Raw genomic sequence first — 14,563 nt, forward strand, 5'->3', positions numbered from 1 at the left:
CCCACAGCGACGGGTAGTCGGCTCGGTGCTCCTGCACCATGCGAACAGCACGCTCGCGGACTGCGGGTGAGAACTTCGGTGATTTGTTCATGGCTCCCTCTTCTCAAGAGTTGGAGCCTCCTCAAAACCTGGGGCGGTTCACACAGACTTCTACCAAAGTCCAAGAGTACCTGCCAGCTTCACGATGGCGGAAGCCGAGACGTGCTGCCCTGATGTCTAAAGTCAGACAAACCTCGCTTACAATGATTGTGAGTACCGTTGTCGCGATGGTTCAGCCCAACCCCGTTCCGCTGTTGTCTCCCGGCGAGACCGACCGTTAGCGCCCCAACCGGCCGCGACCCGGACGACGGTCGGAAGAAGTTGGTCGCTCGCCCGCTGACTTTATTGACTGTTTCTTACTAACCCTGCACGGAGTGCCCTATGTCAACACATGGCTCATTTTCTGGCAATCCAAAGACCGAGTGGCTTGTTGACGCCAATGGCGAGGACAGCGACATGCGGTTACTTGAAGACTTCTCTTTTACAGATCCCGCTGGTCGCATATGGCTAGCCCCAAGAGGTGCTGTCGTAAATGGCGCGAGTATTCCGCGCCCACTGTGGTCCACGATCGGCAGCCCATATACAGACGACTATCGACGGGCATCTGTAGTTCATGACGTGGCGTGCGATACACCAAGTGTCGCGCGGAAGGACGCCGATGTCATGTTCTTTCATGCTTGTCGTGCCGGTGGCTGCAGTCCAATCCAAGCTCGGGTGCTCTATGCAGGGGTACGCATTGGAGCATGGACGTCTGCAAGTCTGCCGGCCAGTGCTCTATCTCGGGAAAGAATGCTCTTCCGTAAGCGCCTCGACATCCCTGTGCTGGAAGAGCAGTTCCTTCAGGGCAAACTCGCAGACATCTCACGCGAAATGGAGTCTCTACCAGAGGAGGCGCCAATTGAGCAGATCGATGCGATCATCGAACAGCACCTGAAGTTCTAGTCCGGTAGCCGGCGGGTTCTCCACCTGGCTTCCATACCACCCACCATGCACATCTGCATCGAGCGTTTCATGGAGGGACCACTCCGTGCCACCTACGAGTGGAGCCGGACCCAAGGGAAAACGGCAAGGGAATCGCCGCGGGTGTGATGAGAGCGAAAATGCACTTCGGATACTTGCTCCCCCTGATACTCCTGATCAGCATCGCCGCTCACGCTGAAACGCTGACCGGTACAGTCGTGGGCGTGGCGGACGGTGATACCGTCACGGTTCTCGACGCCAATCATCAACAATACAAAAGATCCGGCTCTCCGGTATCGACGCTCCTGAGAAAGCCCAACCGTTCGGGCAGCGATCGAAGGAGTTCATGTCAGCACTCGTGATCGGGAAAGAGGTCGATGTGCAGTGGAACAAGCATGACCGTTACCAGCGAATCGTTGGCAAAGTGATGGTACAACCTTCCGACTGTCCGAACTGCCCCAAGACGCTGGATGCGGGCCTTGCACAACTGACCGTGGGTCTTGCGTGGTGGTACCAGAAATACGCGAAGGAGCAGTCACCCGAGGATGCTGGCCGGTATGAATTCGCCGAACATGAGGCAAAGGCGAAGCATGTCGGCCTGTGGGCTCATGGTCAGCCGATACCCCCCTTGGGATTGGCGGAAGGGCGAACGTTGATGCATCCGAAGCGGTGGCCGGCAACGATTGACGAAACCGTAGGTGTGGTGATCGCCGCTCTGTCGGACGACGAGAGGGCGAGCATTGCCGCCCTGACGTAGGCTCAACTCATGGGGCTACACTTCGGGCTGGGGATGTGGATTCGGAACAGCCTGGGGCTGTGGAAGGGCAACGACGAGTTGATGCAGGCCATCAAGGAGCGTAACCAGTCGATTCACCCTGACGAAGCCTCGATGGTGATCGTCGAGGCGGTCTGGGAGAGGCTGCGGGAAATGGTACCGAAGGTGCATTGATGAGGGGCGGCTTGCGGCTACCAGGAGTCATTCGTTGGTTGCTGAAATCGGGGAAATGAATGGCATCAGCGCGTTGGGGTGAGATTGCGAACCCCAACCTTGCTACAAGGGCAACCGCAGCGAGGCGTATCAGGCGATGGAAATTTTGATAGACATCATCCTCAAGGCTGGCCGTTCTGCCGTTGAGCTTGCTTTCTTCGTCCTGTTGCCGGTCATGGTGGTCATGCTCACCCTGATGCGTATGCTCGAGGCCCGAGGCATACTCGACTGGTTGGCTCAACGACTGGCTCCTGTGTTGAGACCCTTCGGGCTTGGCGGATTGGGTGTTTTTGCTGCACTACAAATTAATTTTGTCAGCTTCGCAGCCCCCATTGCGACCTTGACCATGATGGAGCAACGCGGTGCTTCAGATCGTCATATTGCAGCCACTTTGGCAATGGTTTTTGCCATGTCACAAGCCAATGCAGCGTTCCCAATGATGACGATGGGTCTGCACTTTGGCACAACTTTGGCGTTCTCTCTGGTTGGCGGGTTGGCAGCAGCGTCGGCAACATACTATCTGTTTGGCCGCCACCTCTCTGCAGCAGAGGGAGTGGTAGATGAAACACTTCCACACCAGTCGGTGGACGGTGCGAAGGGTGTGCTCGACGTCATCAATCGGGCCGGTGCCGAGGCCTTCAAGATCGCCGTTGGTGCCATCCCCATGCTAGTGCTGTCACTGGTGGTGGTTATCGCCCTGAAGCGTTTTGGTGTCATTGATCTACTCACGCAGTGGCTGACTCCGCTCCTTGCTATCATGTTTGTCGACCCCGTTCTGATCCTACCCTCACTCACCAAGTATCTAGCCGGTGGAACGTCGATGATGGGAGTGATGGACGACCTGCGCCGCTCCGGTCAAGTCAGTGTTGAACTGCTTAATGCCAGCGCCGGATTTCTGATTTCCCCATTCGACCTGCCTGGGGTTGCTGTCCTTATCTCAGCCGGAAAACGTATAGCCTCCGTATGGAAGCCGGCTGCCTGGGGGGCCTGCTTCGGTATTGCACTGCGCACTGTGGGACATGCGTACTTTGGATGACGACTAGCTGATCTTCACGACGCCCAAGACCGAATGGCTCTTGTGGGTCGTTAGCCGCCAAGCCGCCATTGATGACGAATTTCACGGCAGACGCAACGGCGATCAGCGACAATGGAGCACAGATCGGCGTCCAGCCCGCATTTGACCATGGCTGAGCGTGTGCTGCCGGGCAGATTGGCTGGATCAGCGGGCGCACTCGAGTGGCTCGGGCTGTGCTCCGGAGAGAGGCAGAGGCTGCTCTGTTTGGCGTTCGGTGGTCGTCGCAATGCTTGGGGCTGGCCCACTGTAACAGGGTCTGTCATCATTGACGGCTGTCGCCGGCTGGCAGTGTCCCGTCAGACAGGAGAGCCGGCATTGTTTTCAAGGAAGAATTTGGATGATTAAGCCATTCCAGCAACGCCCCGAACTTGCGCAGGCGCTGCTGTGCTTTCGTCAGGCGTTCATGACGGTTGGCGCGTTCAGCTTTTTCATCAATCTGCTGATGCTGACCCCCTCGATCTACATGTTGCAGGTTTACGACCGAGCGCTCGGCAGTCGCAACGCGACCACCCTGCTGATGCTGACCTTGATCACTCTCGGCCTGTTTGCCTTGATGTCGCTGCTCGAGTGGATCCGGTCGATGGTCCTCGTACGGATCGGCGCGCGCCTTGATCTCGACGTCAATACACGGGTCTTCGATGCGACTTTCGAGCGCAACCTGCGACAAGCCGGTCAGAATCCGGCACAGGCGCTGAATGACCTCTCCTCGATGCGGCAAACGCTGACCGGTGCCGGGCTGATCGCCTTGACCGATGCGCCGTGGATGCCGATCTACGTCATCGTGATCTTCATGCTGCATTGGCAACTGGGGCTCTTCGCGCTGGTCGGGGTGACCGTGTTGTTCATTCTGGCCGTGGTCAATGAGCGGGTTTCGGCGGGACCGCTGGGTGAAGCGCAGAAGCTCGCCATGGCCGCCAATGTGCAGGCCAACAATCATCTGCGCAACGCCGAGGTGATCGAGGCCATGGGAATGCTGCCGGCGATTCGTCGCCGCTGGTTTCACTTGCACCAGAGATTCCTGATGCAGCAGGCTCTGGCGAGTGACCGCGCCGGGGTGCTCAACGCCTTGACGCGCTTCGCGCGGATCTCGATGCAGTCGTTGGCACTGGGCTACGGCGCCTTGCTGGCGATCGACGGCAGCGTCACGGCCGGGATGATGATTGCCGGTTCAATTCTCGTCGGGCGCGCACTGGCGCCGGTCGAGGTTCTGATTGCCAACTGGAAACAGCTGGTATCGGCGCGCGCTGCGTATCAGCGGCTGACCGAGCTGCTGCACGCCCATCCGGCGCGCGTCGCCGGCATGCCCTTGCCCAGACCGCGGGGCGAGGTGCTGGTCGAGAACGCTGCCACCGCGGCACCGGGCAGCCGGACGCTGATCCTCAAAAACATCAACTTCAGCCTCAAGGCTGGAGAAGTGGTGGCCGTGATCGGGCCGAGCGCGTCGGGGAAATCGACCCTGGCACGCCTGCTGGTGGGCGTCTGGCCACCGCTGGCCGGCTCGGTGCGGCTGGATGGCGCCGAGATCTTCAAGTGGAACAAGGATGAACTCGGTCCCTATCTGGGTTACCTGCCGCAGGATATCGAGCTGTTTGACGGTACCGTGGCCGAGAACATCGCTCGTTTTGGCGAGCTTGATTCGGACCTGGTTCTGGCGGCGGCACAGGCGGCCGGTGTGCACGAGTTGATCCTGCTCCTGCCCAAGGGCTACGACACCCCCTTGGGCGATGGTGGTAGCGCGTTGTCGGGTGGCCAGAAGCAGCGCATCGGGCTGGCGCGGGCGCTCTACGGTGACCCGGCGCTGATCGTTCTCGACGAGCCGAATTCCAATCTTGACGATCAGGGTGAGGCAGCACTTGCCGAAACCGTTCGACGGCTCAGGGCCAGGAAGCGAACGGTGGTGATCATCACCCATCGGGTGACCACGCTGGCGGTGGCGGACAGCATTCTGGTCATGCATGAGGGAACGGTCAAGGCGCATGGTCCGCGCGACCAGGTGCTGGCGGCGATGCGAGCAGGCAACCAGACGAGCGCGGATCGCTCGGGGAACGTGACTCGTCCAGGGCCGGTGGCGGTGGCAGGCAGCCTGTCGGCGGCGCCACGAGCCGGCGTCTGACTGGGGGGAGACCGGAGCATGTCGATCAACCTGTTTGACCGGAAGAAAACCGCCGACGAGGGCATCACGGATGTCAGCGAGGTCAGCGAAAAGAAGGCGCCGAGCGTCGATATCAACCATGTCCGTGCCTCGCGCCTGGGCTGGCTGGTGCTGGCCATCGGCTTCGGGGGCTTCATGTTGTGGGCGGCGCTGGCACCGCTGGACCAGGGCGTGCCGGCCAGTGGCCAGGTGGTGGTGACGGGTAACCGCAAGACTGTGCAGAACCTGGGCGCCGGAATGCTTGAAGCCATCCTGGTCAAGGACGGTGACGAGGTGACGACCGGCCAGGTGCTGGTCCGCCTCGATCCGACGCTGGCACGCTCGCAGTACGAGGTGGCGCGCAGTCAGTGGTTCGTCGTCAAGGCGGCCGAGGCCAGGTTGCTGGCCGATGCCCAAGGCAAGTCCGAGATCATTTTCCCGGACGAGCTGTTGCGGGAAAAGGACGATCCACGGGCCGCCAGCGCGATGGCCGTGCAGGCGCAGTTGCTGCGTTCGCGGCAGGCGGGTCTGCAGGCCGAGCTGGGCGCCATGAAGAACATGCTGGCCGGTCTGCAGTCGTCGGCCAAGGGCCTCGAAGCGACCCGACGGGCCAAGGAGGAGCAAAGCAAGTTGCTGCTCGACGAGCTGAAGGGACTGCGCGAACTGGCTGCGGACGGCTATTTGCCACGCAACCGCCTATCCGAGCAGGAACGCCTTCTCGCCCAGCTCAGCGGCGCCATTTCGGAGGATATCGGCAATCTCGGCCGTACCCAGCAAAGCATCGCCGAGGTCCGGATGCGCATGCTGGCGCGCCAGCAGGAATACGACAAGGAGGTCGAAAACGGCCTGTCCGACGTACAGAAAGAAGCCAGTTCGCTGGACAGTCGCCTCAAGGGATTGGCCTTCGAGATGGCCAACACCGAGGTGCGCGCTCCGGCCGACGGGATCGTTGTCGGGCTCAGCGTGCATACGGTCGGCGGCGTTGTTGCGCCAGGCACGCCGCTGATGGATGTGGTGCCGAAGCATGAGCCCTTGCGTATCGAGGTGCAGATTCCGACGACGCTGATCGACAAGGTCAGGATAGGTTCACCGGTGGACATCACTTTTCCGGCCTTCAACCAGAAGACCACGCCGCAGATTCCGGGTGATTTCATCCAGGTGGCTGCTGATGCGACGAACGACCCGCAGGGCAGGATTCCGCCGTTCTACCGTGGCCAGGTGATGGTCACCGAAGCGGGCATGAAGAAACTGAAGAGTTATGAGATCAAGGCCGGGATGCCCGCCGAGGTGTTCATCAAGACGGGTGAGCGAACGATGCTGAACTACCTGTTCAAGCCCTTGCTCGATCGCATGAAGTCGGCTCTGACCGAGGAATGAAGATGGGGCGTTGGACTGCCAGTCTGGTCGGCTGCGCGCTGGCCTTGTCGACGTCGGGGGGGCTGGCTGCCGGCCTGATGGAAGCGTATCTCGCCGCCCGGCAGAACGATCCGACCTTTCGCGCGGCGCGTTACGAACGTGATGCCGGACAGTACGCGATGGCCATCGGTCGTGCCGGTCTGTTGCCGAACGTCGGGATGACCGGCTCCTACTCGAAGAACAAGGGCGAGCGGGAATCCACGCGGGTTGACCTGAGTCAGGACCTCGATTACCGTGACAAGGCCGCTGCCGTGGTTCTCCGGCAACCGCTGTTCAACCTCGACAGTTACATGCGTTACCGGCAGGGGAGCGTCCAGGCGGCTTTCAGCGACGCCGTCTTCGATCGCAAGGAGGCGGAGCTGGCGGTCAAGCTTTCCACCGCCTATTTCGACGTTCTATTCTCGAGTGAAAGACTGGCCCTCACCGACGCCGAAATCGCCGCCTATCGGGCGCAACGCGACCTTGCCGAGCGTCGCCGCAAGGGTGGCGAGGGTACGCTGACCGAGATCGCCGAGGCCGAGTCGAGGCTGCAGCTTGCCCGGGCCGGGCGCGCCGATGCGCTCGACCGTCTGTCGGTTGCCATGCTCAGGCTGGAAAGCATGACGGGGAAAGCGATGGCCCCGCTCTGGACCCTGCGCCCGGACTTCGCGCCGGAAGCCGTACAGCCAGCCAGTTTCGACGAGTGGTCGGCCTTGGCGCAGGATAGCAGCCCGGAAATTCGTGCCCGGCGCAAGTCCTATGAGTTTGCCAGCCTGGAGGTCGAGCGCAATCGCGCCGGCCATTATCCGCAGCTCGACTTCGTGGCGCGTGCCACGAGAGCGGAGAACGAGACGATTTCGACGCTCAACCAGAAAGACTCGATCAATTCGGTTGGCGTTCAGATCAACATTCCACTGTTCGCCGGCGGCAGGGTGAACGCCCTGACCGGCCAGGCAGTGGCCAATCGCGAGCGGGCACGTGCCGAACTGGATGCCGCCGTGAACGAGGTGCTGATCGAGGTCAAACGGCAGTTCATGGCGGTCGAGACGGGCGGCAGCAAGATCACCGCCAATCAGAAAGCGGTCGAGGCCAGCGTGGTGGCGGTGGAGGGGACGATGCGCGGCATGAAGGCGGGGATCCGGACCAATACGGATGTGCTCGATGCCGAGCGGGTGATGTTCATTGCCAAGCGCGACCTGGCTCAGGCGCGTTACGAGTATCTGGTCAGCGTGCTGCAGCTCAAGGCGGCCGCCGGAGTGCTGTCGGAAGAGGATGTGTCGGCCATGGCGACCCTCCTTTTGCCAGTGAACTGAGCGATGGCCGGCGGCTTCGCCGGGCTCTCCACGCTTCCTGTGCAACGATCTCCCGGCTGTGTCAACCCCGGCGCCAGGCATGGAAGCGCGCCACCCATTCGAGCAGCTCCTGCGGTGCATGCGCCTTCTTCCAGTTGCCGGCGACGTACTTGTTGGCTTCGGCAAGGGTTGGGTAGATGTGGATGGTGCCGAGGATCTTGTTGAGCCCGATGCCGTGCCGCATCGCCAGCACGTATTCGGCGATCAGATCGCCGGCATGCTCGCCGACGATGGTTACGCCCAGGATGCGATCCTTGCCAGGGACGGTAAGGACCTTGATGAAACCATGCGCTTCGCCATCGGCGATCGCTCGGTCGAGGTCGTCGATGCCGTAGGTCGTCGTCTCGTAAGCGATGTTGCGTTCGCGCGCTTCGATTTCATTGATCCCGACGCGTGCCACCTCGGGTTCGACGAAGGTGGCCCAGGGGATTACCGAGTAATCGACGCGGAACTTGCGGAAGGGGTCGAACAGCGCGTTAACCGCGGCATACCATGCCTGATGCGCCGCCGTATGGGTAAACTGGAATGGCCCGGCGACATCACCGGCGGCATAGATGTTCGGATAACGGGTTTGCAGGAACTCGTTCGTATCGATCGTCCGGCCAGAGGTGATGCCGAGTTCTTCGAGTCCGTAGCCGCCGAGATTGGCCACCCGACCAACCGCAACCAGCAGTTCGTCGAAGGCAATGCGGACATCGTGACCAGCGTGCTCGGCGATCAGGATCTTCTCGCCACGGTCGACAACGAACTCCCTGGCGCGGTGATCGAGCAGTACGGCGATGTCTTCGGCGCGAAAGCGCTGCTGCACCAGTTCGGAAACTTCGGGGTCTTCGCGAATCATGATGCGCGGTGCCATTTCGACCTGGGTCACGCTGGCGCCGAGGCGCGCGAAGGTCTGCGTCAGCTCGCAACCAATCGGCCCGCCACCGAGGATCAGGAGCCGGCGCGGCAGTTCGCGCAGCTCCCAGACGTTGTCGGAAGTCAGATAACCGACCTCCTCGATGCCCGGGATCGGTGGCACGAAGGGCCGTGCGCCCGCTGCGATGACGATGCTGCGGGCGCTCAGCCGATTGCTCCCGCCACTGTGGCGGGTGATCTCCACCTCCCAGGGTGAAACCAGACGGGCCGAGCCCTCGATCACCTCGACGCCGAGCTCGGTGTAGCGCTCGCGCGAATCGTGCGGTTCGATCGCCTTGACCACCCGTTGGACACGCTCCATGACCTCGGCGAAATCGAACTGGGCGTTGGCGCTGCGGATACCGAATTCGGCTGAGCGCCGCAGTTGCGACAACAACTTGGCGGAGCGGATCAGGGCCTTCGATGGCACGCAGCCGGTGTTCAGGCAGTCGCCACCGAGCTTGTGCTTCTCGATCAGCGTCACCCTGGCCTTGACCGCGGCTGCGATGTAGGCGGTGACCAGTCCGGCTGAGCCGGCACCGATGACGATCAGGTTGCGCTCGAAGCGCGCCGGCTTCTGCCATCCGGCATAGATCTTGCGCGCCGCCAGAGCGTCGACGATCTTCTTCGCGATCAGCGGAAAGATGCCGAGCAGAACGAAGGATCCGAGCAGTGCCGGCGAGAGAATGCCGGCCAGCGAATCGATCTTCGCCAGTTGGGTGCCGGCGTTTACGTAGACCAGCGTGCCGGCGAGCATGCCGAGCTGGCTGACCCAGTAGAAGCTCCAGGTCCTGAGTGGCGTCAGGCCCATCATCAGGTTGATGACGAAGAAGGGAAAGATCGGTACCAGACGCAGGGTGAACAGGTAAAAGCCGCCGTCGCGCCCGATGCCGGCATTGATCGCCCGCAGGTGTTCGCCGAAGCGTTTCTGTACCCAGTCGCGCAGCAGGAAGCGTGAGGCAAGAAAGGCGAGAGTGGCGCCCAGCGACGAGGCGAAGGAAACCAGCAGGAGGCCCCAGAAGAGGCCGAAGACCGCGCCGCCAGCCAGGGTCATCACCGCTGCTCCGGGCAACGACAGGCCGGTCACGGCGACATAGACAATGAAAAAGGCCAGGGCCGCCTGCAGCGGGTGGGCGGCCCGCCAGCTCTCGATCGCGACCTGTTGGCCCTTGAAGTAGTCGAGGCTCAGGAATCGACCGAGATCGAGTGCAAAGTAGGTCACCAGCAGCGCAGCCAGTGCCCCAAGCAGGAGCAGTCGTCGAGCGTTCATGGTTGGCTTTCGAGGTTAGGTCTGTCGGCGGACTCCGGGTGCGACAGTCGACGTGCTGGCGACGCCGGCGCGGATCTGGGGGAAGATCGCCGCGGGCAGCTCGGAGAGGTTCCCGAGTTCTCCGTCGGGCGTCGCCGGGATCCTCTCCGGCGCCTGGGCGAAGCGGTTGCACCACAGGACACGCAGGCCCGAAGCCTTGGCCGAGTAGGCATCCCAGGCATTCGACGAAAGGAAGCAGATCGCCTGCGGGGCGATCTGTAGTCGTTCGGACACCAGGCGATAGACCGCCGGGTGCGGTTTGAAGACGCCGACCTCCTCGACCGAGAGGACCGCGTCGAAGACGTCCTCGAGTCCATTGTTGCGCACGATTGCGGCAAGCATGGCTGGTGTCCCATTGGAGAGGATGGCCAGCTTCATCCCAGTGGACTGCAGTCGGCGCAGGGTCTCGGGTACTTCGGGATAACATCCGAGTTGCAGGTAGAGGTCGAGCAGGCGAGCGCGCAAACCAGTGCGTTCGATGGCTAGCGAGTTCAGGGCGAAATCGAGCGCGTCACCGGTGACTTGCCAGAAATCGGCATGCCGACCAGCCAGTCCGCGCAGCCAGGTGTATTGCAGTTGCTTCTGCCGCCAGAGATCGGAGAGCCGCTGCCAATCGTCGCCCAGTTCGTCGCTGGCGGCCTGTGCCGCACTGTTGAAGTCGAAGAGTGTGCCGTAAGCATCGAAGACACAGGCCTCGACGCCGGTAATGCGGGGTTTGGTGATCATCCTCGAGTTCTCCTTGGCTGGTGTCGGAGCGGGGCCGGATGGCCGCGCGGGGTGGCCGGCATGGTCATGTAATCAGTTGGCACAGCTTGGCGCCGCGGCCGACTCATCGCCCAGCGCTCCGCCACAACTCGATCCCTGCCCGGCCGTGCAGCCGTAACAGTGTTCCGCAACCCGGATCGGGTGGCCTTCGAGGGCGGCGGCGTTCAGGTCGGTGACATGCAGGCGAGGCCGTCCCGGTTGGCCGACCGGCAGGCCAAGCTGCTGGTTGAAGTCACAATCGTACAGGTAACCCTGCCAGTCGATCGACAGCAGATTGCGGCACATCACATGTTCGACGTTGTCGTTGCGGTGCGCCTCGCGCAGCAGTTGCATATAGCTGTTGAACTGGCCTTTGGAAACCAGCATGGAGCCGAAGCGCTGGATCGGCATGTTGGCCAGGGTGAACAACTGATTGAAGACGACACCGAACTGATCGGCAAGGTGGGCCTGGTAGGCTGCCGCCAACGGACCCTGTGCCGGCGGCAGGCTGGGACCCTGCGGATTGAACACGAGATTGAGCATGAGACCACTGCCGGCCGCTCCATAGCCGAGGGCATTGAGGCGCTGCAGGCCTCGTATGCTGGCCACGAAGGTGCCCTTGCCGCGCTGCCGGTCGACGTTTTCCTCGAGATAGCAGGGCAGGGAAGCGACCACCTCAAGGCGGTGCGCAGCGAGGAACTCGGCCAGATCCTCCTGTCCGGCTTCTTCGAGGATGGTCAGGTTACAGCGGTCGATCACGCGCAGGCCGCGCTGGCGGCCGGCAAGAACCAGACGACGGAAGTGCGGGTTCAGTTCTGGTGCGCCGCCGGTCAGGTCGAGTACCTTGACTTCGGGGCTGGCGGCGATGAAAGCGAGGACTGCGTCGACCGTTTCGGCGGTCATTTCCTCCTTGCGCCGGGGACCGGCGTTGACGTGGCAATGCAGGCAGCTTTGGTTGCAGCGGTAGCCGAGATTGACCTGGACCATCTCCACCGAGCGCCGGGTCAAGGCCGGGAAAGTAGTGGTCGACAGCAGGGGCAGGGTGGCATGCATGTGTTGTTCTCCAGTGGGTTCTCGCCTTGGTCGGACAGGCGCTGGCTTTCCTTACATGCGATCGTAATCGCTTGTACGGAAGTGGACAGCCAGGTGCAGGGAAGGTGGCCTCCGGATGACATGATGTTTCGCGAGAACGTTGCGTGGATCCCACGCTTGGTCGGGTGGTGCCTGGCGGCCGGATTTCTGGCTGGCCCGCGGTGGCGGACGGGCCGGTTAGTTAGCGTCGTGGTGCCTCCAGAGCCCCGATCCGGTAAGTGTCCAGGAGGTGGTCGGCGCGGACCGAGTGCGGTCGGCCCTTTTGCTTTGTCCGGTAGGCCTCGCTTGCCTCGCGGCCGCACCAGGCAAGGATGACCGCGGGGTCGGCGGGATGGTCGGGCAGGTAGCTGCTCAGATCGTAGACCTGGCTGTCGATCGCCATCCAGCAGTCGTCGGGCGAGGCATGCCTGGCTACTTCGGCCAGCGAAAGGACTCGCGCGGCAGTCGCGGACAGCGGCACGGGGGCCGGTGCCGGCAGCCACCAGGCGGTGAACGCGAAGCTGATCACGGCCAGCCAGAAAGTAATCGTGGCGAGAACGAACAGCCTGCTCGTCATCGGAAATCGAAACTCTCGAAGTGGATCGACGCCGACGGAATGCCACGGCGGTACAGCGCCGCGATCAGTGTTGCCAACATCGGCGGCGGACCACACATCTGCACCTCCCTCTCGCTGAGCCGGCTGACCTGACCGAGCAGGCGATCGACGTCGGGGTCCTGGTTGCCGCAGGCTTCACTCAGCAACTCGAAGAGTGGGTCTTCGGCCGCCAGTCCATGCAGTTCTTCGAGAAACATCGCATCGGGGAGGCTTCGGTACAGGTAGATCAGCGTCGTTGCTTGTTGGCAGGGATGTGCGCGCAACCCGGCGATGAAGGGCGTGATGCCAATTCCCCCGGCGACCCAGAGCTGCGGTGTGTTGCCGAGGTTGGCGAGAAAATTGCCGAAAGGGCCCTGCAGACGAACCAGCACCCCCGGTTCGACTTTCTGGATACGGCGCGAAGCCGGGCCGAGCGCCTTGACGCTGATGCGCAGCCGACCCTCGGGATCCATCCCGCTGACCGTGAAGGGGTGATACTCGTGGTCACCACGATAATGCACCCCATCGCCGAAAGCGGCGAGCACGAACTGCCCTGGAGTGGGCGAGAGCGCCGCGGCGCAGGGGGCCAGAGAGGCTTCGATCATGTTGACCGCGCGGGTTTCGACCTGGGTCACGCGATAGGGATGGGCGAGGAGTCCGAGATCACTGGCCAGGGCGCGCCAGGCGAGGGCGATCCCGGCAATCGCCGACAGGCCGAGCAGCAGCGGCTCGTGACCGAGCAGAACGTAAACGTGGGACAGCCCGAGCAGGACACCTCCGGCGAGCACCCAGTGCAGGCCACGCCACTGCCGGTAGGGCAGGTGGATGGCCAGCGTGGCGGTCAGGCCGAACATCAGGAGCAGCAGCCCCGCCCAGCCCAGCCACAGCGGCCATGACTGCGCCAGCGGATTGAGCGTCTGCCAGGCCAGTTGCGGTGCTTCGCCCCAGGCGTCGATGGCCAGTGCCAGCGGATGGCCGAGCAGGATCAGGTAAGCCAGCAAGCCACAGCGATGATGCCAGCGGTAGCTTGCCTCGAGTCCCCCAAGCAGTCGCGCCAGATGTGGCTCACGGACCATCAGCAACAGGCTGGTGACGAGCAGGCCGCTGGCCGTCCAGCCGCTGATGATGGCGGCACTGCGCCAGGCCGGCAGTTGCTGGGGCCAGGCCCACCATACCCCCGCCAGGGTGACCGAACAGGCGGTCAGCGGGGCTGCAATGCGCCCGACGATTCCTCTCGTGGGCATCGCTTTCATGGCAGTCGGCTACGCGCGCGCAGCCTCTCGCAGGCGGACTCCTGTCTTGGCTGCAGAACGATGCCGGCGCGGCGGGCGCGTTCGACCATCTCGGCATGTTGTCTGGCCTGATACTCCTTGCAGTCATCGTAGGTGGCGAAGCTGCGCATGCGGCGCTGATGCTCGATGCGTTCGTCGGGAGTCATGAGCTGCCAGCCGGAGGTGTTTCCGGTGTCGGCCCGCCAGGGACCCTCGGCGTGAGCGTCAGCAAGCAGTGCGGGCATTGACCAGATTGTCAGAAGCAGGTGGATGGCTGGTCGGTTCATCACGCAGCCTCGGCGGATTGGTCTTGTCATCTGGTGGCAGAGGTGGATTGGTTGCGTTGCCCGGCTTCTGTCGGGTGTAAAACCGGCTTGGCGGGAACGCTTTGGTGCGGTCTGCCGGTTCCGATGGGGCAATTAGACCATGGTCGCGCGCGCCCGGCGCAATGCCCTGCATTTTTCAGAGCATTCTCTAGTTTCACCCATAGTCGTGCGCGGCGCAATGTACAGGGCTCTTGGCCCGATGATCGGTCGTTCAGCGCTGGCTGCATCGGCGACCGGCACTGACAACGCAGATCGGCAAGGTTGGCCGTACCTTACCACCCATCACTTTTAATGTAATCTCTGATTATTACGAGGCAACACATTGAGAGACGATGGGAAAGACAGATAAGTTAGCGGACGAGGTACGGTTTGGTCTGGAAGAGGCCCTCCCTGGGATGCGCAAGACGATC

Annotated in this window: 13 protein-coding genes; 7 read left to right on the top strand and 6 right to left on the bottom strand. The window is 62.4% G+C overall.

Features of this window, described 5'->3' with window-relative positions:
• Positions 1 to 420: 420 nt before the first annotated feature.
• The 7 genes from JNK99_RS07690 (at position 421) to JNK99_RS07720 (ending at position 7,901) form a co-directional block, all read left to right on the top strand.
• Positions 421 to 981: a DUF1353 domain-containing protein gene (locus JNK99_RS07690; protein WP_291850968.1), complete on the top strand. Its 561-nt coding sequence runs from the start codon at positions 421 to 423 to the stop codon at positions 979 to 981.
• Between the two features lie 313 nt (positions 982 to 1,294).
• Positions 1,295 to 1,756 carry a thermonuclease family protein gene (locus JNK99_RS07695; RefSeq protein WP_366518731.1) on the top strand — a complete coding sequence of 154 codons (462 nt, stop codon included), beginning with the start codon at positions 1,295 to 1,297 and terminating at the stop codon, positions 1,754 to 1,756.
• Positions 1,757 to 1,765: 9 nt separating this feature from the next.
• Positions 1,766 to 1,948: a DUF6794 domain-containing protein gene (locus tag JNK99_RS07700; RefSeq protein WP_291850970.1), complete on the top strand. Its 183-nt coding sequence runs from the start codon at positions 1,766 to 1,768 to the stop codon at positions 1,946 to 1,948.
• A gap of 136 nt (positions 1,949 to 2,084) precedes the next feature.
• Positions 2,085 to 3,023 carry a nucleoside recognition domain-containing protein gene (locus JNK99_RS07705; protein WP_291850972.1) on the top strand — a complete coding sequence of 313 codons (939 nt, stop codon included), beginning with the start codon at positions 2,085 to 2,087 and terminating at the stop codon, positions 3,021 to 3,023.
• Between the two features lie 376 nt (positions 3,024 to 3,399).
• Complete coding sequence (locus tag JNK99_RS07710; protein ID WP_291850974.1) at positions 3,400 to 5,175, top strand: type I secretion system permease/ATPase; 1,776 nt, start codon at positions 3,400 to 3,402, stop codon at positions 5,173 to 5,175.
• 18 nt (positions 5,176 to 5,193) lie between these two features.
• A complete protein-coding gene (locus tag JNK99_RS07715; protein ID WP_291850976.1) occupies positions 5,194 to 6,570 on the top strand; it encodes an HlyD family type I secretion periplasmic adaptor subunit in 1,377 nt (458 codons plus the stop codon).
• Positions 6,571 to 6,572: 2 nt separating this feature from the next.
• On the top strand, positions 6,573 to 7,901 hold the full coding sequence (locus tag JNK99_RS07720; protein ID WP_291850978.1) for a TolC family outer membrane protein: 1,329 nt from the start codon (positions 6,573 to 6,575) through the stop codon (positions 7,899 to 7,901).
• 61 nt (positions 7,902 to 7,962) lie between these two features.
• On the opposite strand, the gene JNK99_RS07725 is transcribed toward JNK99_RS07720, so the two are convergent.
• The 6 genes from JNK99_RS07725 to JNK99_RS07750 form a co-directional block, all read right to left on the bottom strand.
• Positions 7,963 to 10,107 (bottom strand): bifunctional TVP38/TMEM64 family protein/FAD-dependent oxidoreductase, encoded by a 2,145-nt coding sequence (locus tag JNK99_RS07725; protein ID WP_291850980.1) that lies wholly within the window; start codon positions 10,105 to 10,107, stop codon positions 7,963 to 7,965.
• Positions 10,108 to 10,122: 15 nt separating this feature from the next.
• Positions 10,123 to 10,872, bottom strand: coding sequence for a haloacid dehalogenase type II (locus JNK99_RS07730; RefSeq protein ID WP_291850982.1), 750 nt, complete (start codon positions 10,870 to 10,872; stop codon positions 10,123 to 10,125).
• A gap of 72 nt (positions 10,873 to 10,944) precedes the next feature.
• Positions 10,945 to 11,943, bottom strand: a complete 999-nt coding sequence (gene arsS, locus JNK99_RS07735; RefSeq protein WP_291850984.1) for an arsenosugar biosynthesis radical SAM (seleno)protein ArsS — start codon at positions 11,941 to 11,943, stop codon at positions 10,945 to 10,947.
• Between the two features lie 220 nt (positions 11,944 to 12,163).
• Complete coding sequence (locus JNK99_RS07740) at positions 12,164 to 12,538, bottom strand: cytochrome b5-like heme/steroid binding domain-containing protein (RefSeq protein ID WP_291850986.1); 375 nt, start codon at positions 12,536 to 12,538, stop codon at positions 12,164 to 12,166.
• Positions 12,535 to 13,809, bottom strand: coding sequence for a ferric reductase-like transmembrane domain-containing protein (locus JNK99_RS07745; protein WP_291850988.1), 1,275 nt, complete (start codon positions 13,807 to 13,809; stop codon positions 12,535 to 12,537). Before JNK99_RS07745 ends, JNK99_RS07740 begins: the two co-directional genes overlap by 4 nt.
• Positions 13,806 to 14,114 (bottom strand): hypothetical protein, encoded by a 309-nt coding sequence (locus tag JNK99_RS07750; RefSeq protein ID WP_291850990.1) that lies wholly within the window; start codon positions 14,112 to 14,114, stop codon positions 13,806 to 13,808. The genes JNK99_RS07745 and JNK99_RS07750 overlap by 4 nt, the downstream gene beginning before the upstream one ends.
• Between the last annotated feature and the right edge of the window lie 449 nt (positions 14,115 to 14,563).

The organism is Accumulibacter sp., from assembly GCF_016789985.1.
GTDB lineage: Bacteria > Pseudomonadota > Gammaproteobacteria > Burkholderiales > Rhodocyclaceae > Accumulibacter.

Bases quoted from the DNA above. Each gene is read 5' to 3' on its own strand.
- JNK99_RS07690 (WP_291850968.1), top strand. From the start codon at position 421: ATGTCAACACATGGCTCATTTTCTGGCAATCCAAAGACCGAGTGGCTT.
- JNK99_RS07700 (WP_291850970.1), top strand. From the start codon at position 1,766: ATGGGGCTACACTTCGGGCTGGGGATGTGGATTCGGAACAGCCTGGGG.
- JNK99_RS07705 (WP_291850972.1), top strand. From the start codon at position 2,085: ATGGAAATTTTGATAGACATCATCCTCAAGGCTGGCCGTTCTGCCGTT.
- JNK99_RS07710 (WP_291850974.1), top strand. From the start codon at position 3,400: ATGATTAAGCCATTCCAGCAACGCCCCGAACTTGCGCAGGCGCTGCTG.
- JNK99_RS07715 (WP_291850976.1), top strand. From the start codon at position 5,194: ATGTCGATCAACCTGTTTGACCGGAAGAAAACCGCCGACGAGGGCATC.
- JNK99_RS07720 (WP_291850978.1), top strand. From the start codon at position 6,573: ATGGGGCGTTGGACTGCCAGTCTGGTCGGCTGCGCGCTGGCCTTGTCG.
- JNK99_RS07725 (WP_291850980.1), bottom strand. From the start codon at position 10,107: ATGAACGCTCGACGACTGCTCCTGCTTGGGGCACTGGCTGCGCTGCTG.
- JNK99_RS07730 (WP_291850982.1), bottom strand. From the start codon at position 10,872: ATGATCACCAAACCCCGCATTACCGGCGTCGAGGCCTGTGTCTTCGAT.
- arsS (WP_291850984.1), bottom strand. From the start codon at position 11,943: ATGCATGCCACCCTGCCCCTGCTGTCGACCACTACTTTCCCGGCCTTG.
- JNK99_RS07740 (WP_291850986.1), bottom strand. From the start codon at position 12,538: ATGACGAGCAGGCTGTTCGTTCTCGCCACGATTACTTTCTGGCTGGCC.
- JNK99_RS07745 (WP_291850988.1), bottom strand. From the start codon at position 13,809: ATGAAAGCGATGCCCACGAGAGGAATCGTCGGGCGCATTGCAGCCCCG.
- JNK99_RS07750 (WP_291850990.1), bottom strand. From the start codon at position 14,114: ATGAACCGACCAGCCATCCACCTGCTTCTGACAATCTGGTCAATGCCC.